The organism is Pseudomonas idahonensis (assembly GCF_037903935.1).
Lineage (GTDB): Bacteria > Pseudomonadota > Gammaproteobacteria > Pseudomonadales > Pseudomonadaceae > Aquipseudomonas > Aquipseudomonas danubii.
The window spans coordinates 1,645,518-1,670,888 of the sequence record NZ_CP149586.1; the positions used below are offsets into that span (position 1 = coordinate 1,645,518).

At 62.9% G+C, this 25,371-nt stretch carries 19 protein-coding genes and 1 pseudogene; 15 read left to right on the forward strand and 5 right to left on the reverse strand.

The features are described 5' to 3' along the window. The first annotated feature begins 169 nt into the window (after positions 1-169). The 3 genes from WIN67_RS07545 (at position 170) to WIN67_RS07555 (ending at position 3,038) form a co-directional block, all read left to right on the forward strand. Positions 170-1,108 carry an aspartyl/asparaginyl beta-hydroxylase domain-containing protein gene (locus WIN67_RS07545; protein ID WP_102878768.1) on the forward strand — a complete coding sequence of 313 codons (939 nt, stop codon included), beginning with the start codon at positions 170-172 and terminating at the stop codon, positions 1,106-1,108. A gap of 352 nt (positions 1,109-1,460) precedes the next feature. Next, entirely contained in the window at positions 1,461-2,324 is an 864-nt protein-coding gene (locus WIN67_RS07550; protein WP_339070854.1) for a DMT family transporter, read from the forward strand. A gap of 342 nt (positions 2,325-2,666) precedes the next feature. Next, complete coding sequence (locus WIN67_RS07555; protein WP_339070856.1) at positions 2,667-3,038, forward strand: type 1 fimbrial protein; 372 nt, start codon at positions 2,667-2,669, stop codon at positions 3,036-3,038. Positions 3,039-3,054: 16 nt separating this feature from the next. Here WIN67_RS07555 and WIN67_RS07560 read toward each other — a convergent pair whose 3' ends face one another. The 4 genes from WIN67_RS07560 to WIN67_RS07575 all read right to left on the reverse strand — a co-directional run bounded on the left by WIN67_RS07560 (position 3,055) and on the right by WIN67_RS07575 (position 7,203). Then, positions 3,055-3,999, reverse strand: a complete 945-nt coding sequence (locus WIN67_RS07560) for a LysR family transcriptional regulator (protein WP_339070857.1) — start codon at positions 3,997-3,999, stop codon at positions 3,055-3,057. Between the two features lie 70 nt (positions 4,000-4,069). Then, entirely contained in the window at positions 4,070-5,599 is a 1,530-nt protein-coding gene (locus WIN67_RS07565; protein WP_102878771.1) for a tripartite tricarboxylate transporter permease, read from the reverse strand. Further along, on the reverse strand, positions 5,596-6,129 hold the full coding sequence (locus WIN67_RS07570) for a tripartite tricarboxylate transporter TctB family protein (RefSeq protein ID WP_170001319.1): 534 nt from the start codon (positions 6,127-6,129) through the stop codon (positions 5,596-5,598). Before WIN67_RS07570 ends, WIN67_RS07565 begins: the two co-directional genes overlap by 4 nt. Positions 6,130-6,204: 75 nt before the next feature. Beyond that, positions 6,205-7,203, reverse strand: coding sequence for a tripartite tricarboxylate transporter substrate binding protein (locus WIN67_RS07575; RefSeq protein ID WP_339070858.1), 999 nt, complete (start codon positions 7,201-7,203; stop codon positions 6,205-6,207). 358 nt (positions 7,204-7,561) lie between these two features. On the opposite strand from WIN67_RS07575, the pseudogene WIN67_RS07580 reads away from it, so the two are divergent. The 6 genes and pseudogenes from WIN67_RS07580 to WIN67_RS07605 form a co-directional block, all read left to right on the forward strand. Then, a pseudogene (locus tag WIN67_RS07580) lies at positions 7,562-7,705 on the forward strand (thioesterase); the annotation flags it as partial. Beyond that, complete coding sequence (locus WIN67_RS07585; protein WP_339070859.1) at positions 7,702-8,706, forward strand: 4-hydroxythreonine-4-phosphate dehydrogenase PdxA; 1,005 nt, start codon at positions 7,702-7,704, stop codon at positions 8,704-8,706. The pseudogene WIN67_RS07580 and the gene WIN67_RS07585, both read left to right, overlap by 4 nt. A 343-nt stretch (positions 8,707-9,049) precedes the next feature. Continuing rightward, positions 9,050-10,375: an MFS transporter gene (locus WIN67_RS07590; protein WP_339070861.1), complete on the forward strand. Its 1,326-nt coding sequence runs from the start codon at positions 9,050-9,052 to the stop codon at positions 10,373-10,375. Between the two features lie 33 nt (positions 10,376-10,408). Next, positions 10,409-11,584 (forward strand): L-rhamnonate dehydratase, encoded by a 1,176-nt coding sequence (locus WIN67_RS07595; protein ID WP_102878776.1) that lies wholly within the window; start codon positions 10,409-10,411, stop codon positions 11,582-11,584. Between the two features lie 52 nt (positions 11,585-11,636). Beyond that, entirely contained in the window at positions 11,637-12,632 is a 996-nt protein-coding gene (araD1, locus tag WIN67_RS07600) for an AraD1 family protein (protein WP_110651928.1), read from the forward strand. Positions 12,633-12,674: 42 nt separating this feature from the next. Next, positions 12,675-14,255 (forward strand): aldehyde dehydrogenase (NADP(+)), encoded by a 1,581-nt coding sequence (locus WIN67_RS07605; RefSeq protein ID WP_265074340.1) that lies wholly within the window; start codon positions 12,675-12,677, stop codon positions 14,253-14,255. Positions 14,256-14,446: 191 nt separating this feature from the next. On the opposite strand, the gene WIN67_RS07610 is transcribed toward WIN67_RS07605, so the two are convergent. Beyond that, positions 14,447-15,343, reverse strand: coding sequence for a DMT family transporter (locus WIN67_RS07610; RefSeq protein ID WP_170001317.1), 897 nt, complete (start codon positions 15,341-15,343; stop codon positions 14,447-14,449). 249 nt (positions 15,344-15,592) lie between these two features. On the opposite strand from WIN67_RS07610, the gene aceK reads away from it, so the two are divergent. From aceK to WIN67_RS07640, 6 genes are all read left to right on the forward strand, one after another. Next, on the forward strand, positions 15,593-17,314 hold the full coding sequence (gene aceK, locus WIN67_RS07615) for a bifunctional isocitrate dehydrogenase kinase/phosphatase (protein ID WP_207167239.1): 1,722 nt from the start codon (positions 15,593-15,595) through the stop codon (positions 17,312-17,314). A gap of 132 nt (positions 17,315-17,446) precedes the next feature. Further along, positions 17,447-21,358: an ATP-dependent RNA helicase HrpA gene (hrpA, locus tag WIN67_RS07620; RefSeq protein WP_339070863.1), complete on the forward strand. Its 3,912-nt coding sequence runs from the start codon at positions 17,447-17,449 to the stop codon at positions 21,356-21,358. 293 nt (positions 21,359-21,651) lie between these two features. Then, a complete protein-coding gene (locus tag WIN67_RS07625) occupies positions 21,652-22,773 on the forward strand; it encodes a beta-ketoacyl-ACP synthase III (protein WP_339070864.1) in 1,122 nt (373 codons plus the stop codon). Between the two features lie 80 nt (positions 22,774-22,853). Beyond that, the gene (locus tag WIN67_RS07630; RefSeq protein WP_102861662.1) at positions 22,854-23,468 is read left to right on the forward strand and encodes an RNA polymerase sigma factor; all 615 of its coding nucleotides are present in this window, start codon (positions 22,854-22,856) and stop codon (positions 23,466-23,468) included. Beyond that, on the forward strand, positions 23,462-23,695 hold the full coding sequence (locus WIN67_RS07635) for an anti-sigma factor family protein (RefSeq protein ID WP_102861663.1): 234 nt from the start codon (positions 23,462-23,464) through the stop codon (positions 23,693-23,695). The genes WIN67_RS07630 and WIN67_RS07635 overlap by 7 nt, the downstream gene beginning before the upstream one ends. A 294-nt stretch (positions 23,696-23,989) precedes the next feature. After that, a complete protein-coding gene (locus WIN67_RS07640) occupies positions 23,990-25,324 on the forward strand; it encodes an OprO/OprP family phosphate-selective porin (protein ID WP_110595114.1) in 1,335 nt (444 codons plus the stop codon). The last annotated feature ends 47 nt before the right edge of the window (positions 25,325-25,371 follow it).

Below are 25,371 nucleotides of genomic sequence, written 5' to 3' on the forward strand. Positions count from 1 at the left end.
CTGGCCGCTTATGCTACTTAAGCGCCTTTGTTGCACGCCCGTTAACACTGAATGTTGAGTCGTGCGGGTTTTTCCAGGGTCCAGGAGTGTTTATCATTGCCGGCTGCCAGGTTGGGTGAACACTCCCCCACACAGCCTGCACAGGTGCCTATTTCCAAGGAGTCGTTGCATGAGCTTTTCCTTTGCCGCCAAGTTCGCGGTGTTGTCGCTGTTCGTCGGCAGCATCCTTTACGTGCATCTGCGCGGCAAAGCGCGTCTGCCGGTACTGCGCCAGTTCGTCAACCATTCGGCGCTGTTCGCCCCCTATAACGCGCTGATGTATCTGTTTTCCGGAGTGCCTTCCAAGCCTTACCTGGACCGCAGCAAGTTCCCCGAGCTGGATATCCTGCGGGATAACTGGGAAGTGATCCGCGAGGAGGCCATGCATCTGTTCGATGAGGGGTATATCCGCGCGGCGGAGAAGAACAACGATGCCGGCTTCGGTTCCTTCTTCAAGAAGGGCTGGAAGCGTTTCTACCTCAAGTGGTACGACAAGCCCCTGCCGTCGGCGGCCGCGCTGTGCCCCAAAACCGTCGAGCTGGTGAGCGCCATTCCCAACGTCAAGGGTGCGATGTTCGCCCTGCTGCCCGGTGGCAGTCACCTGAACCCGCACCGCGATCCCTTTGCCGGCTCGCTGCGTTATCACCTGGGGTTATCGACCCCCAACTCCGACGCTTGCCGGATCTTTGTCGATGGTCAGGAGTACGCCTGGCGCGACGGTGAAGACGTGATGTTCGACGAGACCTATGTGCACTGGGTGAAGAACGAAACCGAAACCACCCGGGTGATCCTGTTCTGCGACATCGAGCGGCCGTTGAGCAGCCCGTTGATGACGCGCATCAACCGCTGGGTCAGCGCCCAGTTGGGGCGTGCGACCGCGCCGCAGAACCTTGATGACGAGCGCGTCGGCGGGATTAACCAGGCTTACGCCTGGAGCAAACGTTTCAGCGACAGCTTCAGCGGTGTGGTCAAGCAGTGGAAGCGCCGCAATCCCAAGCTCTACCGCATCCTGCGCCCGGTTCTGGCGGTGGTGGTGCTGGTGGTCTTGTGGAAGTGGTTGTTCGGATAAGTCTTGCAATGAATATCGGACGCCGGTTACATTCGGCGCCCGATGAGTCAGCCGACTCATGGTTTTTTCCCTTCAAGAAAGATCAGCTCATGGCCTTTTCCCTTCTCAACGCGGTAGTGGTTTCAGCGGTCAACGCTGGCGTCGTGCCGTGCGGGAATCAGCAGCCTGTGCAGATCGGTCAGTACCCCCCACCTGTCAGTAGCACGCCGGTGTACGCAGTCGTATCACCGCCGGGCGTTGGCTTTTCGGGCTGATCAGCAATCGCTGCTGTTCCCTGTGCCCGCCTGAACCAAACACTACTGAACTTCAGCCTTGGCTGAATTGGCTTCTTGCCTGATTACAGGTGGTTTTCATGTTGCTCATTTCCAAAAAGTCCGCACTTGCGGCGGCTTCCACGAGCCTGTTCGTCCTGCTCTGGAGCAGTGGCGCGATCTTCTCCAAATGGGGCCTGACCCAGGCTTCGCCCTTTGCCTTCCTGCTGCTGCGTTTCATCATCGCCCTGATGGGCCTGGTGCTGCTGATGCCCCTGCTCAAGCTCAGGTTGCCCCAGGGGCGCCGGGCCGTGGGCTTTGCCATGGCCACCGGCCTGGTGCTGCTGTGGGCCTACCAGATCTTCTACATCCTGGCCCTGGACCTGAAGGTCACCCCTGGCGTCATGGCCACCATCATGGGGGTGCAGCCGATCCTCACCGTGGTGCTGATGGAGCGCCAGCGTTCCTGGAGCCGCCTGTTCGGCCTCAGTCTGGGGCTCACCGGGCTGATCATGGTGGTCTACCAGGGCATCGGTCTGGCGGGGATATCCGTCTCCGGCATGCTCTGTGGCCTGCTGGCCCTGGTCAGCATGACGGCCGGTTCGATCATGCAGAAACGCATCACCGACAACCCCTTGGGCACCCTGCCGGTGCAGTACCTGGCGGGCCTGTTGCTGTGTGCGCTGTTCGTGCCGTTCCAGCCGTTTCACTTCGAGTACAGCGCCGGCTTCGTGATTGCGCTGCTGTGGATGGGGTTGGTGGTGTCGGTACTGGCCACACTGCTGCTGTACCGCTTGATCGCTCAGGGCAACCTGGTGAATGTCACCAGCCTGTTCTATCTGGTACCGGCGGTGACCGCATTGATGGACTTTATCTTTTTCGGCAATCGTCTGGCCTGGCTGAGCCTGATGGGCATGGGCCTGATCATTGTCGGCCTGGTCTTCGTGTTCCGTAAGAGCGCCTGATAGTTACGGGCGACGATCTTCGCGGTGGTTGTCCAGACCTGCGGCCGAGCGCAATGCTCGGTCGCTTTTACCCATTATTGATTCAATTAATGATCGACTATAAGCATGAATAGTGGCTAGATGCCACTATCGTCGTGTAGTTCTTTGCCGGTCAATAAAGGTCTGATTTCAAACCTTGTATGTGCACGTAATGAGCGACTGAAGCGAACCCTCAAGGTTCTTTTGATAACCAGATGCTTAGACTTTTTTGTTGGTATTCCAAATTAGTCCATCAGACAAACCTTAAAAGCTAAAGCCGGTACCTAGACTGACGACATAGTCCTTAAACAAAGGAGAGTCAGTATGAACGCAACGTTCGCTTCAACCGCTTTCGGTTTGCTTTTGGGACTGTCGAGCAGTTGTTTCGCCGCTGCTCCCGTGGCACAGGGGGTCATCCGCTTTACCGGCAGTATCGTCGAGTCCAATTGCGCGTCCAGCGCTGCCAGCACAGGCTTGAGTCTGCGCCAGTGCCCTCAGGGTTCACGGGGTGGAGTGATTGATGTGACCCGGGTCGGGACCAGTGTCAGTGCGGTGGATCGTTCCGCGGTCAAGCTCAAGCTCCTGGCCGACAGTGGTTCCCAGGGCCGTTACTACGACCAGCAGTACGCCTTCGTCGATCAGTCCGGCAAGGCGGTGACCTCCGGCACTTACCTGATTACCCTGAGCGTTCCATAGGGCCCCTTGCTGGCACTCAGTCTCGGTTCAACCCATGTTCCTTGCGAACCGAGTTCATGAAGGCCTGCATCGCCGACGATTGGATGCGGTGCCGCCGGGTGATCAACCCGAAGGGCGGCAACCGCGCCTCGAACTGGATCGGCAGCACCGCCAACAGGTGACGCCCGGGATAGTCCTCGACTACCGAAACCGGTGTAACACCGATCATGTCGGTCTGCTGCACCAGGGACAGCAAGGTCATGATCGAGGTGGTCTCGACGATGCTGCTGGGGATGTCGACCCGGGCGTTGTGGAACACTTGGTTGATGATCGAGCGCATGGGGCTGGGATGCTGTTGCAGCACCCAGGTTTCGTTCTGCAATTGTGCCCAGCTCAAGTGCGTGGCTTGTGCCAGTGGATTCTGCGCCCCAGCGATCACGCACAGGGCCTCTTCACCCAGGCTGTCGAAGAGCAGTTCCTCGGCCCGTGCGCCAGCGGGGATCCTGCCCAGGACGATGTCCAGTTGATCCTGCAATAACGCCTGTACCAGCACATCGCTGGTGTCTACCTGAATGCTCATGGACAGCCGGGGGTGACTCTGCTTGAGGGTCGCGATGGTCCGCGTCAGCAGTCCTGAGGCCAGGGCTGGAATGGCCCCCACCGCAACCCGCCCGAGGTTGCCGGATTCCAGGGCTACCAGTTCCTCGCGCATGCCACTGAGTTCGGCGAAGACCATCTGGGCGTAGTAGATCACCGTCTCGCCGAAGGGCGTGGAGCGCATGCCCCGAGGCAGGCGTTCGAACAGCTCGACCCCCAGCAGGTCCTCGGCCTCATGGAGCATCTTGGTAGCGGCTGGCTGGGTCATGCCGATGTTGTCCGCAGTGCGGCGCAGAGAGCCGAACTCCTGCAGGGCCAGCATCAGTCGTAATTGGCGCAGGCGCAGGCGACTGTGAATCATGTTGGCATCAGGAATCTTGGTCATAGGGCCGGGCTCGCAGTAAGAGGCAGCGGCAAGCCTGACAATAAATGCCAGGCGTTGCCAGGAGTAGCATTCAAGGGGAGGAATGACTGTCGGCCGGACCCTGCGAGCGGCCCTTGACCACGTGTTGCAAGGCCGTAGACAGCAGGGGCCAGAACAGCATAATCAGCGCCGCCGTGGTCAGGCTGCCCACCAGCGGGTTGGACCAGAAGATCCCCAATTGCCCGTCGGAGAACAGCATCGATTGGCGGAAGGCATCCTCGGCCTTGTCTCCCAGTACTGCCGCCAGCACCAACGGCGCGATGGGGTAGCCGAGCTTTTTGAACAGGTAGCCCAGGGCGCCGAAGCCCAGCATCAGCACCACGTCGAAGAAGGCGTTGTGCACCGAGTAGGCACCAATGGCGCAGACCATGATGATGATCGGCGCAATGATCGAGAAAGGAATTCGCAGGATCGAGGCGAACAGCGGCACGGTGGCCAGCACCACGATCAGGCTGACCACGTTGCCCAGGTACATGCTGGCGATCAGGCCCCAGACGAAATCGTGCTGCTCGACAAACAGCGTCGGCCCCGGGTGCAGGCCCCAGATCATTAGCCCGCCGAGCATCACCGCGGCGGTGGCAGAACCGGGAATGCCCAGGGTCAGCATCGGCAGCAGGGCGCTGGTACCAGCAGCGTGGTCGGCGGTTTCCGGGGCGATCACGCCTTCGATCTCACCCTTGCCGAAGTGCTCGCGGTGCCTGGAGAAGCGCCGTGCCAGGCTGTAGCCCATGAACGAGGCTGCGGTGGGGCCGCCGGGTGTGATGCCCATCCAGCAGCCCACCAGGGTGCTGCGCACCAGCGTCAGCCAATAGCGCGGCAAGCGCGCCCAGGTACGCAGGATGATCATCGGCGTGATCCGCGCGTGCTCGCCACGGAACACCAGGCCTTCCTCCACGGTGCAGAGGATCTCGCCAATGCCGAACAGACCGATCACCGCCACTTCAAAGCTGATGCCGGTCATCAGCATCGGCTGGTCGAAGGTCAGTCGCAGGTTGCCCGACACCGTGTCCATGCCCACCGCGGCCATGGCGAAGCCGAGCATCATCGCCACCAGGGTTTTTAGCGGCGGGTTCTTGCTCATGCCAATGAACGTGCAGAACGCCAGCAGGTACACGGCGAAGAATTCCGGTGAGCTGAAGGACAGGGCGAACTCGGCAATCCGCGTCGACAGGAAGGTCAGCAGCAGCACGCCGCAGAGGGCACCGATCAGTGCCGAACTGAAGGCTGCGGTCAGGGCCTCGGCCGCCCGACCCTGGCGGGCCATGGGGTAGCCGTCGAAGGTAGTGGCCACCGATGAGGGCTCACCGGGAATGTTGAACAGGATCGAGGTGATCGAACCGCCGAACAACGCCCCCCAGTACATGCACGAAAGCAGGATAATCGCCGACACCGGCGTCATGCTGAAGGTCAGCGGCAGTAACAGAGCGACACCGTTGGGCGCGCCGAGCCCGGGCAGCACTCCCACCAGGATACCCAGCAGTACGCCCACCACCATCAGTCCGATATGGCCGGGGGTGAGGATCAGGTTCATGCCTTGCAGCAGGGAGTCGAATTCGCTCATTTCAGGCGACTCCCGGCCAGGGCCAACCAGTCGCCCAGCGGCCCGGCATCCAGCGGCACCTTGAACCACAGGGCGAAGATCAGGTAGCTGGCCAGCACTGCTCCGAAGGACACGCCACTGATCATCCATCTGCCATAAGGCCGGGCCCGCAACCGGTCGCGCCACATGAACCAGGCGATGAACAGCGCTGAGGCCAGGTAGATGCCGGTGAACGGCATGGCCGCAACGAACAGGGCAATGGGAATGAACACCGAGAGCACCTGGACGAACGCCTTGCGGCTGACGAAGGCCAGGCCCAGGGCGTGCCAGCGCAGCCCGGTGAGCAGGGCGTTGGCGGCGCTGGCGCCACTGAGCAGCAGGCCGATGTAGAACGGGAAATACCCAGGCTGGGGGCCGGCGTCGCCCCAGCCGATGCCTTGTTCGAGGCTACCGAGCATCACCGCGGCGCCGATCAGGGCGGTGAACAGGGCCAGCCCGAGTTCGACCCAGCGGGTGCCCAGGAGTGATGATGAATTTGCGCAATGGGACATGCTTGCACCTCCGAAAAAAGGGCGAGCGGCAGCGGCCCTGCCTGAGTCTCAGGCGGGACGGGGCCGCCCGCGGGATCAGTCGCGCAGCCAGCCGGCTTCCTTGAAGACCGGGGTCACCCGTGCAGTGTCCTGCTCGATGTAGGCGTTCAGTGGCTCGCCTTCGAGAAAGGTCGGCACCAGGGCGTTCTGGCTCACGTAGGCCTTGAACTCCGGAGCCTGGGTGACCTTGCGCAGCAGCTCGACGTAGAACGCCCGCTGCTCGGCACTGACCCCGCCGGGCATGAACACGGTGCGCGGGAAGCGGTACTGGTCGATCCCCAGGCCTTGAGAGTGGCAGGTGGGAATGTCTGACCAGGAGCGTTCGCCGGCGACCTTGTCGGTGTACTGCATGGGCTCGCGGCTGAACACACACAGTGGCCGGACCTGATTGCCGCGCCATTGGCTGATGCTTTCTGCGGGATTGTTGACGTTGCTGGCGATGTGTTTGCCCGCCAACTGGGTGGCCGCCTCACTGCCGCTCTTGAAGGGGATGTAGGTCAGCTTGCTGCCAATGGTGCGGTTCAGCAGCAGGGTCAGGGTCTGGTCGACGTCCTTGGACTGGCTGCCGCCCATGCGCAGCTTCGGCTCGGTTTTGACTGCCTCATAGAAAGCCTTGGCGTCTTTCCAGGGCGCGTCCTGGTAGGTCCAGAGGATGAAGTCGTCCTCGGCCAGGGCGGCCACTGGCGTCAGCTCCTGCCACTGGTAGCCGAGTTTGGCCACTAGCGGCAGCAAGTAGATGTTGTTGGTGCCGATCACCAGCTTGCCTGGATCGCCCTGGGCCATCTTCAGGTCAAGGAAGGCCTCCGCGCCGTTGCCTCCCCCCTTGTTCAGGGCCACGGTGTTGACGTCCAGCAGCTTGTGGGTGGTGATGATTGACTGGATCAGTCGGCCGAGTTGGTCGGTGCCGCCTCCGGGGCCACCGGCGATTACGATCTCGACGTTCTTTTCCGGCTGCCAGGCCAGGGCGGGCAGGGCGCAGAGCAGGCTGGCGCCGAGCAATAGGCGTGACGTGCGACGAACGAAGGTTGAGCGCATGGTAGAGCCTCTGGTTCTTGTCGTTGTTATGAGTGGCTTGTCCGTGGCCTGAGGCCGCAAGCCTGGAACCGAGTGTGGGAAGCCGGTGGCACGACGTCTACTCAAAACATGAGATACACCGATAGCCTGGGGTTATAGATCGACGGGGCGGCGCAGCAGGGAAGACGCTGAAACAGGCGGTTCAGAGCCTTTTGTGAAAGTTGGTTGGAAAATACCCTAGAGCTTCGGAGTTCTCTGAATCCCTTGTAGGCATATCTTCCAGCTATCGGTGTATCTCAAGTTTTGATTAGACGGTTATCTCCAAGGCCTCGATAGTTGCCCCCAACGTGGCGCTGTCCCAGTCGAGCGCTGCATGCATTACAACAATTTCAAACACAGGGTCGCCGATCTGCCACGGGCCGATCAGCAGCGCCTGTTCTACAGCAATGCGCAACAGCTCTTCCGTTGCGAGCCGGGCGTGGATGCGCGCCCCGAGCCTGAACCTGCAAGGAGTGAAGCATGAGCAAGAGCACCATCGCCATGGTCCTGGGCGACCCGGCTGGCATCGGCCCGGAACTCATTGCCCGGTTGTTGAGCCAGCCCCAGGTGCGGGCCCAGGCCAAGGTGATCCTGATTGCCGATGAAGCAGAAATGCGTCGCGGCATGGACATCGCCGGGTGCGAGTTTGCCTATCGCAAGGTCAGTACCCTGGAGTCGTTGGCGTTCACTGACGACACGCCGCTGTTCTATGATTTTCGCGGCAATGCAGTAGGCGAGTTTGCGCGCCGCCAAGCCAGCGCCGTGGGTGGGCGTTATTGCCTTGACACCCTCGAAGTGGCCCTGGGCCTGACCCGCGACGGGACCACTGACGCGGTGCTGTTCGGCCCCTTGAACAAGACCTCGCTGCACATGGCCGGTATGGCCCACAGCGATGAGCTGCACTGGTTCGCTGAGCGGTTGGGCTTCCACGGGCCGTTCTGTGAGTTCAACGTCCTCGACAACCTCTGGACCTCACGGGTGACCTCCCATGTGGCCCTGGCCGAGGTGCCGGGCCTGCTCAGCCAGGCGCGAGTGCTGGAGGCCATCCAACTGATCGACCAGGCCCTCAAACGCAATGGTCTGGCACGGCCGCGCATCGGCGTCTGCGGTCTCAATCCGCACAATGGCGACCATGGCTCTTTTGGTCGCGAGGAGCTGGATATCATCGGCCCGGCAGTGAAGAACGCCCAGGCCCTGGGTATCGGCGCTGACGGGCCTTATCCGGCTGACACCATCTTCCTCAAGGTCCAGGGCGACGCCAGTGCCTTCGACGCGGTGGTGACCATGTACCACGACCAGGGGCAGATCGCGATCAAGCTCATGGGCTTTTCCCGTGGCGTCACCGTGCAGGGCGGCTTGCCCATTCCCATCACCACGCCGGCCCACGGCACCGCGTTCGATATTGCCGGGCAGGGCAAGGCCAATGCCGGCGCCATTGGCCAGGCCTTCGAGATTGCCTGCCGCATGGGCGCCCACCGCCACTGATCGCGCCGTTTGCTTGCTCGCGCATTCCCATGCCCTGGCATGGGAATGCTTTCTGGCATCCGCCGTTTGCCGGAACGCCTGGGCCGGCATGGCTGCAGGAGCCGGCTGGCTGGCGAAAGGCAGGCGCTCTCTCTGATAACCCTGAAAGGCAATAAAAGGTCTCTTGCGATCATCGGTGGTTATCGCTGGATACCCATAAGTGATTAGCCGGTGCTGTCGGCGCTGGCTAAAGTCGCCCCATCGATTGAGCGGCTGCCAGCGACTCCCTCAAGCGATCGAACAACTACAAGAAGCCCGCCTTGTCCCTTGCGCAAGGCATGATCGGCACTCAAGGAACATCCACATGACTCGTCCAGATTCCGCGCTGGCGCTCGCCAGCGCCATCTCCAAAAGCCGGCTGCGTCTGCTGCCGTTCCTGATCCTGATGTACATCCTGGCCTTTATCGACCGCTCCAACGTCGGCTTCGCCAAGGCCGCATTGCAAGCCGATACCGGCCTCGGCGATGCGGCCTTCGCCTTTGGCGCGAGTATTTTCTTCATCGGCTACGCCTTCTTCGAAGTGCCCAGCAACTACATGCTGCATCGCCTTGGTGCGCGGGTCTGGCTGTGCCGGATCATGGTCACCTGGGGCCTGGTGTCGGCGGCGATGATGTTCGCCCACAACGCCCAGACCTTCTATGTGCTGCGCTTTCTCCTGGGCGTGGCCGAGGCCGGCTTCTTCCCGGGGATCATTCTGTACCTCACCTACTGGTTCCCGGCCCAGAGCCGGGGCCAGGCCCTGGGGCTGTTCTATTTCGGTCTGCCCTTGGCGCTGGTCCTGGGCAGCCCGCTGTCGGGTTGGTTGCTGGAGTTCCACGGCGTGTTCGGCCTGACCAACTGGCAATGGCTGTTCGTGGTCGAGGGCCTGATGGCCTCGGTCGTCGGCGTCGCCGCCTACTTTTACCTGGTGGATCGTCCCGGCGATGCACGCTGGTTGAGCCACGAGCAGAAGCAGGCGCTGCATGAGGCCCTGGCCGAAGAGGACGCGAGGAAAAAGGACAGCAGCCCCCACGGCTTCTTCAGTGCCTTGCGCAACCGCCGGGTCCTGCAATTCTGCCTGGCCTATTTCACCATCCAGATGAGCGTCTACGGCGTGGTGTTCTACCTGCCGACACGCGTCGCCGGGCTGCTGGATGGCCACGTCGGCCTTAGCGTCGGGCTGATCACCGCGATTCCGTGGATCTGCGCCTTGCTGGTGACTCGTCTGGTGACTCGCTATGCCGACCGCAGTGGTCAGCACCGGCACCTGGCGGTGGTCATGCTGAGCATGGCCGCCCTGGGCATCGCTGCTTCGGCGCTGGGCAGCAGCATGGTGCCGGTGGTCCTGGCCTTCTGTTTCGCCGCCGCCGGCTTTGTCGCCGTGCAGCCGCTGTTCTGGACCATTCCCACCGGCTACCTCAGCGGCGCCGCGGCGGCCGGCGGCATCGCCCTGATCAACTCCATCGGCAACCTCGGCGGCTTTGTCGCGCCGAACCTCAAGACCCTGATGGAAACCCAGTTTGCCGACCCGCGTGCGGGGATGTTCGCCCTGGCCCTGGTCGGCATCCTCGGCGCCATTCTGTTGTCACGCCTGAATACCCGGCACACCCCGACCACTCCCAAACAGCTCACACCGGCCCAGGTCGGCTGATCACTACCCACGCCTTGCAAGGAAAACCTCCTGATGAAAATCACCGCGATCCGTACCCGTGTATTCGAGTGGAAAGGCAAAGTCGTGCCACCCCAGGCGCACTTTTGCACCAACGCCACGGACATCCTCTTCGAGCGTGGCGATGCCATGGGCTCGTTCCGTTTCCACGGCTGGCTGGTGGTGGAAGTGGAAACCGACAACGGCTTGGTGGGCATAGGCAATTGCGCCCTGGCGCCGCGGGTGGCCAAGGAAATCATCGACACCTACCTGGCCCCGATCGCCATCGGTGAGGACCCTTTCGACAACGAATACATCTGGCAGAAAATGTACCGTCAAAGCCACGCCTGGGGGCGCAAGGGCATCGGCATGGCGGCCATCTCGGCGATCGACATTGCCCTCTGGGACATCATGGGCAAAGCAGTGAACAAGCCGGTATTCAAGCTCCTCGGCGGGCGCACCAAGGACCAGATCTGGACCTACGCCTCCAAGCTCTACGCCAATGACAATCTCGATCTGTTCCTCGAAGAGGCCCAGGGCTACCTCAACCAGGGTTTCACCGCGCTGAAGATGCGCTTCGGCTACGGCCCCAAGGACGGTCCGCTCGGCATGCGCCGCAACATCGAGCAGGTACGCGCCCTGCGCGAACTGGTCGGCCCGGACGTGGACATCATGCTTGAGTGCTATATGGGCTGGACCCTGGAATACGCCCGGCGCATGTTGCCCAAGCTGGCGGAGTTCGAGCCGCGCTGGCTGGAGGAGCCGGTGATCGCCGATGACCTCGAAGGCTACGTCGAGTTGAAGAAGATGGGCATCATGCCGATCTCCGGCGGCGAGCACGAGTTCACTTCCTATGGCTTCAAGGACCTGCTGGAACGTCGTGCCGTCGACGTGATCCAGTACGACACCAACCGTGTCGGTGGCATCACCGCCGCGCGCAAGATCAACGCCATGGCCGAAGCCTGGTCGGTGCCGGTGATTCCCCATGCCGGGCAGATGCACAACTACCACTTGACCCTGTCCACCACGGCCTCGCCGATGGCCGAGTTCTTCCCGGTGTTCGACGTCGAGGTCGGCAACGAACTCTTCTATTACGTGTTCAAGGGCGAGCCGCAGCCGGTCAAGGGCTACATCCAGCTCGACGACCACAAACCGGGCCTGGGCCTGGAAATCTCCGAAGATTACCTGAGCGAGTTCAACATCATCGAATAAGCCTCGGGCGCCGCTTGCGGGCGGCGCTGTGCAGACCTGTGGGAGAGCGAACATGCGCTTGATTCAATTTTTCAGCAGCACCGGTCAGCGTCAGGTCGGGGTGATCGAAGAGCAGCAACTGCGAGTATTGCGCAACACCGCCAGCACCCGAGAGTTGGCCCTGGCGGCGATCCGCAACCAGCGCACTCTGCAGCAGGAAGCGCAACGGCGTGGCAGTGATCCGGGGCCGGACTATGCACAGCTGCTGCAGCAGCGCCGGGTGTTGCCGCCCCTGGACCATGAGGACCCGGCCCACTGCCTGATAAGCGGCACCGGCCTGACCCACCTGGGCAGCGCCTCGGCCCGGGACAAGATGCACCAGCATGACGCTGGGGTGGAAGCCGGCATGACCGACACCATGCGCATCTTCAAATGGGGCCTGGAAGGCGGCAAGCCCGCAGCCGGGCAAGTGGGAGCCCAGCCGGAATGGTTCTACAAGGGCGACGGCAGCATTGTCGTACCTCCCGGCGGCGATTTTCCTGTACCGCCCTTTGCCGAGGATGCCGGCGAGGAGCCGGAGCTCACCGGCCTTTATGTGATCGGCGAGGATGGCCTGCCGTACCGCGTCGGTTATGCCCTAGGCAACGAGTTCTCCGACCATGTGATGGAGCGGCGCAACTACCTGTACCTGGCCCACTCGAAGCTGCGCTACTGCGCCTATGGCCCGGAATTGCGGGTCGGCGAACTGCCCCGGCACCTGGTGGGCCGCAGCCGCATCATCCGCGACGCTGAAGTGCTCTGGGAAAAGGAGTTTCTCAGCGGCGAGGACAACATGTGCCACAGCCTGGCCAACCTCGAATATCACCACTTCAAGTACGCGCAGTTCCTGCGTCCCGGTGACGTCCATGTGCACTACTTCGGCACCGCCACCCTGTCCTTTGCCGATGGGGTGCGCACGCGGCCCGGCGACCGCTTCCAGATCAGCCTCGAAGCCTTCGGTGCGCCCCTGGAAAACACCATCGGCGAAAGCGCCCAGCCCTTGGCCATCGGCCAGGTGCGTGCCCTGTAAACCTTCAATCACCGGCCCCTGGCGCCGGTCAAGGAATGCCTCATGACTCGCTTGTCTGGACACAACTACATTGGCGGCGGCCGCAGCGCACAGGGCGAGGTGCAACTGCACAGCCTGGATGCCGACAGTGGCCAAGCCCTGCCGGGAAGCTTCTTCCAGGCGACTGCGGCAGAAGTGGATGCTGCGGCCCGGGCCGCCGCGCAGGCCTTCCCGCTGTACCGCAACCTCAGCGCCGAGAGGCGCGCCCAGTTTCTCGATGCCATTGCCGATGAACTGGATCGTCTCGGGGATGACTTCATCGCCACCGTCTGCCGGGAAACCGCCTTGCCCGCTGCGCGTATCCAGGGCGAGCGTGGGCGTACCAGCGGCCAGTTGCGCTTGTTCGCCAGGGTCCTGCGTCGGGGTGACTTCTATGCCGCACGCATCGATCGCGCCTTGCCCGAGCGCCAGCCGCTGCCGCGCCCGGACTTGCGCCAGTACCATATCGGCCTGGGCCCGGTGGCGGTATTCGGTGCGAGCAACTTTCCCCTGGCGTTTTCCACGGCCGGTGGCGACACCGCTGCGGCCCTGGCCGCCGGTTGCCCGGTGGTGTTCAAGGCCCACAGCGGACACATGGCGACCGCCGAGTGGGTGGCCGACGCGATCATCCGTGCGGCGCAGCGCAGCGAGATGCCCGCCGGGGTGTTCAACATGATCTACGGCGCCGGGGTCGGGGAGTGGCTGGTCAAGCACCCGGCGATCCAGGCAGTGGGCTTTACCGGCTCCCTCAAGGGCGGCAACGCTTTGTGTCAGATGGCTGCGAACCGGCCGCAGCCGATCCCGGTGTTCGCCGAGATGTCGAGCATCAACCCGGTGATCCTGCTGCCCGAGGCACTCAGGGTCCGGGGCGCGCGGATCGCCGCCGAACTGGCGGGCTCGGTGACCTTGGGCGCGGGTCAGTTCTGTACCAATCCGGGCCTGATCATCGGCCTGCGCTCGCCGCAGTTCAGCGCCTTTCTCCAAGCGTTCAGCGCGCAGATGGACCAGCAGGCGCCGCAGACCATGCTCAACAGCGGCACGCTGGCCAGCTACTGCCAGGGTGTTGAAGCCTTGCACCAGCATCCCCGCCTGCGGCACCTGGCGGGTCGGCCACAACAGGGCGCCCAGGCACAGGCTCAGCTATTCCAGGCTGATGTCAGCCTGTTGCTGGAGGGGGATGAACGGCTTCAGGAGGAAGTCTTCGGCCCAGCCAGCATCGTCATCGAAGTGGCTGATTGGAGCGAGCTGGCGGCGGCCTTGCAGGGGCTGCGCGGGCAACTGACCGCGACCCTGATCGGCGAGGAGCCGGAGTTGCTGGAGCATCGCTGGTTGACCGAGACCCTGCAGGACAAGGTCGGTCGGCTGTTGCTCAACGGTTATCCGACCGGGGTCGAAGTCTGCGATGCCATGGTTCATGGCGGGCCTTACCCGGCCACTTCCGATGCCCGGGGCACCTCGGTGGGCAGTCTGGCGATCGAGCGCTTCCTGCGGCCGGTGTGTTTCCAGAACTACCCGGACGCGCTGTTGCCCGAAGCCCTGCGCAATGCCAACCCGTTGGGTATTCGGCGTCTGGTGGATGGCGAAATGAGCAACGCCGCGCTTTAGGCTCCGTAGCCGCTGCCGAGCTCCGGCGAGGCTGCGAAAAGGCCCGCAGGGCCTTGCTTGACGGTCTGCTGCCGAACCTTGTGCGGGCGCCAGATGGCCGCGTCTGCTGCGTCGCAATGCCGCCCAAGCCGTTCGCAGCCTGCGGCAGCGGCTACACGACCCGCGCTGGCCGTGGCCACAAGAGCCACGGGTCAGCGGGCGCTGCTCGTGACCGTGGGCCGCAGCACCAGCCACAGGGCGGCGCCAATCAGCGCGCCGCCATACAGATGCGCCATGGACAGCGGCTCATCCAGCAGCAAGGCCCCCCACAACACGCCGAACGGCGGAATCATGAAGGTCACGGTCATTGATCGCACCGGACCGATGGCGCTGAGCAGACGGAAATACAGCACATAGGCAAACGCCGTGCAGCCCAGCCCCAAGCCCAGCAGCGACAGCCACACGCTCCAGCCACCCCAACTGGCTGGCGGCTGGCTGATGGCGTTGTAGGCGAACAGGGGCAACAGCAGCAGGGTGGCACCGAGCATGCTGCCCAGCGCCGAGAGGCGACTGTCCAGGCCGCCGGCCTGATCCAGCCAGCGCCGCGCGAGGAAGCCGGCAAAGCCGTAGCAGGTGGTGGCCATCAGGCAGGACAGGGCGCCCAGCAGCAGTTCATGGTCGAAGGCCACGGGGCCGGCGCGGGTCAGGATGCCGACGCCGAACAAGCCCAGGCAGACGCCGGCGATCTTGCTCAGGCTCAGCCGCTCATGAAAGAACAGCCCGCCGATCAACACCCCCATCAAGGGCGTGGTGGCATTGAAGATCGCCGAGTAGCCGGCAGGCAGCACCTGGGCTGCCACCGAATACATCGTTGCCGGTATGCCTGAGTTGATCACACCGAGCAGCAACACGGTCTTGAGCTTGCCGCGAAAATTCCAGTCGACCCGCATCAGCGCCAGCATGACCAGCAGCCCGAGCGCGGCAATCGACACCCGGAAAAACGCCGTGGGTACGCTGCCCAGCACCGGGGCGATGATGCGCATGAATAAAAAGCTCGCGCCCCAGATGGCGGCCAGCGACAACAGACGCAGGAGATCGACAAGTCTCACGGAAGGATCCTTCGGTTTGAGGGCGGGGATCTTGCCCAGCGCTGGCGGGCATGGCAAACCTTATTGGCGCACAGGGCGAAGAAACCTGGCACTGGGTTTGTTGTGTCCCACGATCCGCCACACAAGCCTGGGGAGCAGGGCGACTGCCGGGTCATTTTCCAGCGTACGCTTGATCACAAAAATACGCTTCTCCTCAAGCCGTTTCACTGGCTAAGCTCTGGCATCGTAAATTCCCGCAGAGGTCTACTTATGCCGCAGCCATGGCCCGCCGCCGATATCGCTCGAATGATCCTCGATGGCTTCGACGACTACCGCGAGCATTTTCGCCAGATCACCGACGGTGCCCGGCAACGCTTCGAGCAGGCGCAATGGCAGGAAGCGCAGAGGGCCTCGGCGGCGCGGATCAACCTGTATGAGGAAAAGGTCGGGGAAACCGTGGCCCGGTTGCACCAGTCCTTCAGCGACGATGCGTTGATGGATGTCGGCCAGTGGCCCCTGGTGAAAAGCGCCTACATCAGCCTGATCGACCTGCGTTTTGACGATGAGCTGTCCGAGACCTGGTACAACTCGATCTTCTGCGGGCTGTTCAGCCATGACCTGATCAGCGACGGCTGCATGTTCATCCACACCACCCGGCCCAGCCTGCGCCGGGCCCGGGCCGCGCAGACCCGCAGCTACCACCCCAAGGGCAACCTGCCGGCGATGCTCGAACAGGTGTTCGCCGACTACCGCTTCAGCGAGGACTACGCCGACCTGCCGGGGGACCTGCGGCGCCTGGAGGCGCAACTGCGGGAGAACCTGCCGGACTGGGTGTGCAAGGACCCGGAGTTGACCCTGGAGCTGTTCTCCTCGGTGCTCTACCGCAACAAGGGCGCTTACCTGGTGGGGCGTATCTTCACCCACGAAGAGCAATGGCCCCTGGTGATCCCGCTGCTGCATCGTGAAGGCCGGGGCATCCAGATCGATGCGCTGATCACCGACGAAGCCGATGTCTCGATCATCTTCTCCTTCACCCGCTCGTATTTCATGGTGGATGTGCCGGTGCCGGCGGAGTTCATCGGCTTTCTCAAGCGCATCCTGCCGGGCAAGCACATCGCCGAGCTGTACACCTCCATCGGCTTCTACAAGCACGGCAAGTCGGAGTTTTACCGCGCGCTGATCAACCACCTGGCCAGCACCGATGACCGTTTCATCATGGCTCCCGGTGTGCGCGGCATGGTCATGAGCGTGTTCACCCTGCCGGGCTTCAACACCGTGTTCAAGATCATCAAGGACCGCTTCTCGCCGTCGAAGAACGTCGACCGGGCCACGGTGATCGAGAAGTACCGATTGGTGAAAAGCGTCGACCGGGTCGGGCGCATGGCCGATACCCAGGAGTTCGCCGATTTCCGCTTCCCCCTGAGCAAGTTCGACCCGGCCTGCCTTGAGGAACTGCTGGAGGTGGCGCCGTCAACCGTGGCCGTGGAAGACCAGACCGTGCTGATCCGCCACTGCTGGACCGAGCGCCGCATGACCCCGCTCAACCTCTACCTGGAGCACGCCAACCCGGATCAGGTCCGCGAGGCCCTGGAGGACTACGGCCTGGCGATCAAGCAACTGGCGGCAGCCAACATCTTCCCCGGCGACATGCTGCTGAAAAACTTCGGCGTGACCCGTCACGGCCGGGTGGTGTTCTACGACTACGATGAGATCTGCTACCTCACCGAAGCCAACTTCCGTCACATTCCGGCGCCCCGTACGCCGGAGGACGAGATGGCTTCCGAGCCCTGGTATTCCATCGGCCCCCACGACGTGTTCCCCGAGGAGTTCCCGCCGTTCCTGTTCGCCGATGCCGGCCAGCGCAAGCTGTTCGACCAGTTGCACGGCGAGCTGTACAACGCCGACTACTGGAAGGGCCTGCAGGACGCCATCCGCGCTGGCAAGATCATCGATGTCTTCCCTTACCGGCGCAAAGGCCTGGAAGACGAATAGAAGTGCAGGAGCCGGCGTGCCAGCGAAGGTGCCCGTGAGCACGCCTTCGCCGGCACGCCGGCTCCTACGTATTGCCTGCGCTTTTCTGCGACAATCGCGCCCTGCCTACATAGACGACATTTTGCGTACCTGATGACTTCCGAATCGCCTGCAATCGACCAACTGTTGAAAAACCTCGATCAAGCCATGCTCGCCGACCGCCACCGGTTGCGCCGGCAGTTGCTTGAACTGCGCAAGAAGCCCGACGAGGCCAAGCTCGCCCAGTGGCTGGAGCGAATGCAGGCGTCGTGCAACCTGGTGACGGCGCGGCGCGACAGCGTGCCGCTGATCCGCTATGACGACAGCCTGCCGATTGCCGCCAAGCGCGACGAGATCAAGGAGGCGCTGCTCAAGCATCAGGTGCTGATCATTGCCGGTGAGACCGGCTCGGGCAAAACCACCCAGTTGCCGAAGATCTGTCTGGAGATCGGTCGCGGCCAGTACGGTCTGATCGGCCATACCCAGCCCCGGCGGATCGCTGCCCGCAGCGTCGCCAGCCGAGTGGCCGAAGAACTGGCCACGCCCCTAGGGGCGCTGGTGGGTTACCAGGTGCGTTTCGAGGATCAGAGCGACTCCAGCACCCTGATCAAGTTGATGACCGACGGCATCCTGCTGGCGGAAACCCAGAACGACCGTTACCTGGAGCGCTACGACACGATCATCGTCGACGAGGCCCACGAGCGCAGTCTGAACATCGACTTCCTCCTCGGTTACCTCAAGACCCTGTTGCCTCGGCGTCCGGACCTGAAGGTCATCATCACCTCGGCCACCATCGACCTGGAGCGCTTCTCCAAGCACTTCGATAACGCGCCGATCGTCGAAGTCTCTGGCCGCACCTTTCCGGTGGAAACCTGGTATCGCCCCCTGACCCTGGAGCAGGACGAGGAGGGCAACCGGGTCGAGGACGACCTGACGGTGGACCAGGCGATCCTCGCCACCCTGGATGAAATCGCCGCCTACGAGCGCAGCGAACGCCGCAGTCCCGGAGACGTGCTGGTGTTCCTGCCGGGGGAGCGGGAAATTCGCGACGCCGCGGACATGCTGCGCAAGGCTCAGCTCAAACACACCGAGATCCTGCCGCTGTACGCGCGCCTGTCGCCGGCGGAACAGCAGCGGATCTTCCAGTCCCACCCGGGCCGGCGGGTGGTGCTGGCGACCAACGTTGCGGAAACCTCGCTGACCGTGCCGGGCATTCGCTATGTGATCGACAGCGGCACTGCACGCATCAGCCGCTACAGCTACCGGGCCAAGGTCCAGCGCCTGCCCATCGAGGCGGTGTCCCAGGCCAGCGCCAACCAGCGTAAAGGCCGTTGTGGCCGGGTCGAGCCGGGGATCTGCGTGCGCCTGTACAGCGAGGAAGATTTCCTCGGCCGGCCGGAGTTCACCGATCCGGAAATCCTGCGCACCAACCTGGCGGCGGTGATCCTGCAGATGCTCCATCTGCGCCTGGGGGAAATCACCGCCTTCCCGTTTATCGAGCCGCCGGATGGCAAGGCCATCAGCGACGGTTTCAACCTGCTGCAAGAACTCTCGGCAGTGGACCGCAACAGTCAGTTGACGCCCCTGGGCCGGCAACTGGCGCGGCTGCCGGTGGACCCGCGCATGGGCCGCATGCTGCTCGAAGCGGCCAAGCTCGGCAGCCTGCAGGAAGTGCTGATCGTCGCCAGTGCCATGTCGATCCAGGACCCTCGCGAACGTCCGCCGGAGCGTCAGCAAGCCGCCGACCAGGCTCACGCGCAGTGGAAGGACGTGGATTCGGACTTCGCCGGGCTGGTCAATCTGTGGCGCGGCTTTGAAGAGCAGCGCCAGGCCCTGACCGCCAGCCCGCTGCGCAACTGGTGCCGCAAGAATTTCCTGAATTACCTGCGTCTGCGGGAATGGCGCGATTCGCACCGGCAGCTGAGCCTGATCTGCCGCGACCTGCAACTGAGCCTGAACAAGGAACCGGCGGACTACCCGAAACTGCACAAGGCAGTGCTGGTGGGCCTGCTGAGCCAGATCGGCCAGAAGACCGAAGACGGCGACTACCTCGGTGCCCGGCAGCGACGTTTCTGGATTCACCCGTCCTCGGGCCTGGGCAAGAAGCGCCCGCAATGGCTGATGACCGCCGAGCTGGTGGAGACCACCAAGCTCTATGCGCGCATGGTGGCCAAGATCGAGCCCGACTGGATCGAGCCCCTGGCCGGCCACCTGGTAAAGAAAAACCACTTCGAACCCCATTGGGAGAAGAAGCGTGGCCAGGTGGTGGCCTACGAGCAGATCACCCTGTTCGGGCTGATCGTGGTCGGCCGTCGGCCGGTGCATTACGGGCCAGTGGACCCGGTGGTGTCCCGCGAGCTGTTTATCCGCGAAGCCCTGGTGCGCGGTGAGATCCAGTCCAAGGCCAAGTGCCTGAGCGCCAACACCCAGTTGCTGGAACAGCTCGACGCCCTGGAAGCCAAGGCCCGGCGCCGGGACATCCTGGCGGACGAGGAAACCCTGTTCGCCTTCTACGACGAGCGCCTGCCGGCGGAGATCCACCAGACCGCGACCTTCGACAGTTGGTACCGGGTCCACAGCCAGAAGAACCCGCAGCTGTTGATCATGCGCGAAGAAGACGTGCTGGCCCGCGAGGCCAGTGAAGTCACCGCCAAGCAGTACCCGGACACCCTGCATATTGGCGATCTGGAACTGGCCCTGAGTTATCACTTCGAGCCCAACCACCCCCGGGACGGCGTAACCCTGCGGGTGCCGGCGCCCCTGCTGCCGGCGCTGCCCGCCGAACGCCTGGAATGGCTGGTGCCGGGGTTGATCGAGGCCAAGTGCATCGCCCTGGTGCGCAACCTGCCCAAGGCCCTGCGCAAAAACTTCGTGCCGGTGCCGGACTTCGTCAAGGCGGCCTTGCAGCGCATGGTCTTCGCCGAAGGTTCGTTGCCCCAGGCCCTGGGCCGCGAGCTGTTGCGCATGACCGGTGCACGGGTCAGCGACGAGGCCTGGAACGAAGCCGCGCAGCAGGTGGAGAGCCACCTGCGGATGAACCTGGAAATCGTCGACGCCCAGGGCAAGTTCCTTGGCGAAGGTCGCGACCTGGCCGAACTGACCGCGCGTTTTGCCGAAGCCAGCCAGGCCGCCCTGGCCGTGCCGCAAACCGCCAAGAGCCAGCAGCCGGTGGAGGCCCGTGTGTTTGCCGCGGTCGCGGAAAAGACCCAGCAGAAGATCGCCGGACTGTCGATGACGGTGTACCCGGCCCTGGTGGAAGAGGCGGGGACGGTCAAGGAAGGGCGTTTCTCCACCGCCGCCGAGGCCGAGTTCCAGCATCGCCGGGCCCTGCAGCGCCTGCTGTTGCAGCAATTGGCCGAACCGGCCAAGTTCCTGCGTGGCAAGCTGCCGGGGCTGACTGAGCTGGGCCTGCTGTACCGTGAACTGGGCCGGGTCGATGCCCTGGTGGAGGACATCCTCCTGGCCAGCCTCGACAGCTGCATCCTCGACGGCGAAGCCTCGCTGCCTCGCGATGGCGCGGGCCTGGCGTCCCTGGCCGAGCGCAAGCGCGGCGCCTGGACCGAGCACGCCGAGCGTCTGGCGCGCCTGACCCTGGAGATTCTCAAGCTCTGGCACGGCCTGCAAAAACGCTTCAAGGGCAAGATCGACCTGGCCCAGGCGGTGGCCCTCAACGACATCAAGTCGCAGTTGGCGAATCTGGTGTACCCGGGTTTTGTCCGGGAAACCCCGGCCCTGTGGCTCAAGGAACTGCCGCGCTACCTCAAGGCGGTGGAACTGCGTTTCGAGAAACTCGGCAGCCAGCTGCAGAAGGATCGGGTCTGGAGCACTGAGCTGGCGGGCCTGTGGAGCCAGTACCAGACCCGGGCGCAGAAGCATGCCCAGGAAGGCAAGCGCGACCCGCAACTGGAGCTGTATCGCTGGTGGCTGGAGGAATACCGGGTGTCCTTGTTTGCCCAGCAACTGGGGACCAAGGTGCCGATTTCCGACAAACGCCTGAACAAGCAGTGGAGCCAGGTCGAAGCCTGAGCCCATGCAGGCGCCGGCTCCCCAGCGAAGGTGTCTGCGTGGGCAACTCAAGGCTCCAAGGCCCCTTCGCCGGCAAGCCGGCGCCCACCGGGCCCACTGCAATTGCGGCGAAATGCCGGTGTTTATGGCAAACTCCGCCGTCATAAATACCGGCCCTGTTGTTCTGTACCCCAGGCAAACGGGCGGATCGGAATAAAGCGATGCCAGGAAGGCTCCCACCAGCGGGGCAGTCCGTTTATGGTTTGGCACGGCGGTGCCAAGACCTTCTGCCTCATCACACTAGAGGAACGACCGTGCATAACGTCGTCATCAGCGGCACCGGCCTGTTTACCCCGGCCAACAGCATTTCCAACGAAGAGCTGGTGGAATCTTTCAATGCCTACGTCCACCAGTTCAACAGCGACAACGCCGCGGCCATCGAGCGGGGCGAGGTGCAGGCCCTGACCGAATCCAACGCCGCTTTCATTGAAAAGGCCTCGGGGATCAAAAGTCGCTTCGTCATGGACAAGGACGGCATCCTCGACCCGCAACGCATGGCCCCGCACCTGCCGGAACGTTCCAACGACGAATGGTCGGTGCTTTGCCAGATGGCGGTCGCCGCCGCCGAACAGGCCCTGCAACGGGCCGGCAAGACCGCCGCCGACATCGACGGGGTGATCGTTGCCTGTTCCAACCTGCAGCGTGCCTATCCGGCCATCGCCATCGAAGTCCAGGCCGCCCTGGGCATCCAGGGCTTCGGCTTTGACATGAACGTGGCCTGTTCTTCGGCGACCTTCGGCATCCAGGCTGCCTGCAACAGCGTGCAACTGGGCCAAGCCCGGGCCATCCTGATGGTCAACCCGGAAGTCTGCACCGGGCACCTGAACTTCCGTGACCGCGACAGCCACTTCATCTTCGGCGACGCCGCCACCGCGGTGATCATCGAGCGGGCCGACCTCGCCACCTCGGCCCAGCAGTTCGAGATCGTCAGCACCAAGCTGCTGACCCAGTTCTCCAACAACATCCGCAACAACTTCGGTTTCCTCAACCGCGCGGCGGAAGAGGGCATAGGTGCCCGGGACAAGCTGTTCGTCCAGGAAGGCCGCAAGGTGTTCCGTGACGTATGCCCGATGGTGGCCGAACTGATCGCGGCCCACCTGGAAGAAAACCAACTCAATGTCGGCGACGTGAAGCGCTTCTGGCTGCACCAGGCCAACCTGAGCATGAACCACCTGATCGTCAAGAAACTCCTGGGCCGTGAAGCCACGGTGGAAGAGGCCCCGGTGATTCTCGACACTTACGCCAACACCAGTTCGGCCGGCTCGGTGATTGCCTTCCACAAGTACCAGGACGACCTGGCCAGCGGCTCCCTGGCCGTGCTCAGTTCCTTCGGCGCCGGCTACTCCATCGGCAGCGTACTGCTGCGCAAGCGTTGATCTAGGCTGATGCGGGTGTGGCGCAGGGCCGGGTTGGCGCGTCACACCCTCTCAAACCTGCATGATTGAACGAGGCACGAATGGCTGCTGCTGATGACACGCAACTGCTAGAGCGCCTTTTGGCGGGTGAGCAAAAGGCATACAAGGAACTGGTCAGTACCTACCAGAGCGCTATGCGCGCGGTGGCTTACGCCATTGTCGGCAACCGCCATGCCGATGAAGTGGTACAGGACGCCTGGTTGTCGGTGGTGCGCAATCTGTCAGGGTTTCAGGGGCGTTCCAGCCTCAAGACCTGGCTGCTGACCATCACGTCCAACGCGGCCAAGGGCCGTTACAAACAGAATCGCCGGGAAGTCCTGCTGGATGACTTGCCCGCCCCCCACGGCACCGTGGGCGATGAGCGTTTCTCTTCCAGCGATGGCCACTGGCTGGTGGCGCCCTTCGCCTGGCACGAAGACACCCCGGAGGCCCTGCTGACCGAGTCCGAGCTGCGTGACTGCCTGGAGCACACCCTGCTCAGCCTCTCGGAACTGCAAAGCAGCGTCCTGCTGTTGCGCGAACGTCAGGGGTTGGAGCTGGAAGAAATCTGTAATCTTTTGGGGCTCACGCTCTCCAATGTACGGGTGCTTTTGCACCGGGCGCGTTTGAAAGTCTTCGCCACCGTGGAGCATTTTGAGGAAACCGGCCAATGCTGACCTGTAAGGAACAAGTGGCACGTTCCAGCGACTACCTGGACGGCCAGCTGAGTTTTCGCGAGCGCCTGATGGTTCGCCATCATCTGCTGTTCTGCCCCAATTGCCGGCGTTTCATTCGTCAGATGCGCCTGCTCCAGGCCACCTTGCGGGTGCTCCCCGAGCCGCCTCTGGAAGGCCTGGACGAACTGGCCGAACGCCTGGCTGCCGAGCACAAGCGCGACCTCTGACCTTTCCCCCATGCGGATGCCGCCGTGCATCCGCATCTGTCACCAATCGGTCATCCGATCGAAGGTGACAGCCCTGTAATGTCCCCCCATTCCCCCGCAAACCCTGGCGAAAGCGCTCTAGCACGGGCTTTTTGCCTTATTGCATTTCGAAGTAAAAAAGTTCCCCTGTAATTAAATCTTTATCTATCAGCAACCCGGCTGAAATAACCCATCGCCAAGATTCCCACCCAACACCAGCGGGCCAACCCCGCGTGTTTTCCAACGCTACAGACCACCAATTAGGGGAACTCTTCGATGATCCGTAAGCACTTCGCCGGTTTTGCCGCCAGCGCCCTGGCCCTGGCAGTAACCGCCCAGGCTTTCGCTGGCACCGTCACCACCGACGGCGCCGATATCGTAGTCAAAACCAAGGGCGGCCTTGAGGTTGCTACCACCGACTCCGCATTCAGCTTCAAGCTGGGCGGTCGTCTGCAAGCCGACTATGGCCGTTTCGACGGGTTCTACACCAAGAATGGTGATACCGGCGACGGCGCCTACTTCCGCCGCGCCTATCTGGAATTGGGCGGCACCGCCTACAAGGATTGGAAATACCAGATCAGCTACGACTTCTCCCACAACTCAGGCACCGCCGATGACGGTTACTTCGACGAGGCGTCCATCTCTTATGTGGGCTTCAAGCCGGTGACCATTCGCGCCGGTCGTTTCGACGCCGACTTCGGTCTGGAGAAGGCCACCAGCTCCAAGTGGGTCACCTCCATGGAGCGTAATGCCGCCTACGAGCTGGCCGACTGGATCAACTCCCACGAGAACGGCATGGGGCTGCAGGTCAGCTCGGTGGTGGCCGACATGGCTTACCTGTCCGGCAGCGTCTCGGCCAAGGACATCAACGACAGCGATGGCGACAGCGTCAAGCAGCTCAACGCCCGTGCCGTGTTTGCACCGCTGCATGAAACCGGCAACGTCCTGCACTTCGGCCTGGACTTCGCCAGCCGCGATCTGGGCGATACCGCCTTCGACTCGCGGATTCGTCCTCGCCTGGGCGTGCGTGGCATCGCCACCAACGGCGGCAACGATGCCGGCGCCAACGGCAACCGCGCTACCTTCGGCGGTGGCGTGGGCCTGAACGCCTCGAACCTGACGACAGCAGGCGCTTATGACAATGACCGAGTGTTCGGCGGCGAGTTCGCCTTCGCCAGTGGCCCGTTCTCGGCCCAGGCGGAATACCTGACTCGCAAGCTCAAAGCCGACAGCAACGCTTACAAGGACGTCAAGGCCAACGGTTTCTACGGCCAACTGGCCTACACCCTGACCGGCGAATCCCGGGTCTACAAACTCGATGGCGCCAAGTTCGACACCATCAAGCCGGAAAACAAGCAGTACGGTGCCTGGGAAGTGTTCTACCGCTACGACAACATCAAGGTTGATGACAAGAACATCGTCGCCGCCACCGCTACCCGTGAAGTTGGCGATGCCAAGGCCAACATGAACACCATCGGGGTCAACTGGTACGCCAACGAGGCGATCAAGGTGTCCGCCAACTACATCAAGGTCAGCACCGACAAGATCAGCAACAGCGTTGGCGATGACAGCGGCGACGCCCTGGTGGCTCGCGTGCAGTACGTGTTCTAAGGCTGTTGCAACATCCAGGTAGAGCTCTTTCTCATCCGTTATAGCTC

Coding starts and splice junctions, on each gene's coding strand:
- WIN67_RS07545 (WP_102878768.1), top strand. CDS start 170: ATGAGCTTTTCCTTTGCCGCCAAGTTCGCGGTGTTGTCGCTGTTCGTC.
- WIN67_RS07550 (WP_339070854.1), top strand. CDS start 1,461: ATGTTGCTCATTTCCAAAAAGTCCGCACTTGCGGCGGCTTCCACGAGC.
- WIN67_RS07555 (WP_339070856.1), top strand. CDS start 2,667: ATGAACGCAACGTTCGCTTCAACCGCTTTCGGTTTGCTTTTGGGACTG.
- WIN67_RS07560 (WP_339070857.1), bottom strand. CDS start 3,999: ATGACCAAGATTCCTGATGCCAACATGATTCACAGTCGCCTGCGCCTG.
- WIN67_RS07565 (WP_102878771.1), bottom strand. CDS start 5,599: ATGAGCGAATTCGACTCCCTGCTGCAAGGCATGAACCTGATCCTCACC.
- WIN67_RS07570 (WP_170001319.1), bottom strand. CDS start 6,129: ATGTCCCATTGCGCAAATTCATCATCACTCCTGGGCACCCGCTGGGTC.
- WIN67_RS07575 (WP_339070858.1), bottom strand. CDS start 7,203: ATGCGCTCAACCTTCGTTCGTCGCACGTCACGCCTATTGCTCGGCGCC.
- WIN67_RS07585 (WP_339070859.1), top strand. CDS start 7,702: ATGAGCAAGAGCACCATCGCCATGGTCCTGGGCGACCCGGCTGGCATC.
- WIN67_RS07590 (WP_339070861.1), top strand. CDS start 9,050: ATGACTCGTCCAGATTCCGCGCTGGCGCTCGCCAGCGCCATCTCCAAA.
- WIN67_RS07595 (WP_102878776.1), top strand. CDS start 10,409: ATGAAAATCACCGCGATCCGTACCCGTGTATTCGAGTGGAAAGGCAAA.
- araD1 (WP_110651928.1), top strand. CDS start 11,637: ATGCGCTTGATTCAATTTTTCAGCAGCACCGGTCAGCGTCAGGTCGGG.
- WIN67_RS07605 (WP_265074340.1), top strand. CDS start 12,675: ATGACTCGCTTGTCTGGACACAACTACATTGGCGGCGGCCGCAGCGCA.
- aceK (WP_207167239.1), top strand. CDS start 15,593: ATGCCGCAGCCATGGCCCGCCGCCGATATCGCTCGAATGATCCTCGAT.
- hrpA (WP_339070863.1), top strand. CDS start 17,447: ATGACTTCCGAATCGCCTGCAATCGACCAACTGTTGAAAAACCTCGAT.
- WIN67_RS07630 (WP_102861662.1), top strand. CDS start 22,854: ATGGCTGCTGCTGATGACACGCAACTGCTAGAGCGCCTTTTGGCGGGT.
- WIN67_RS07635 (WP_102861663.1), top strand. CDS start 23,462: ATGCTGACCTGTAAGGAACAAGTGGCACGTTCCAGCGACTACCTGGAC.
- WIN67_RS07640 (WP_110595114.1), top strand. CDS start 23,990: ATGATCCGTAAGCACTTCGCCGGTTTTGCCGCCAGCGCCCTGGCCCTG.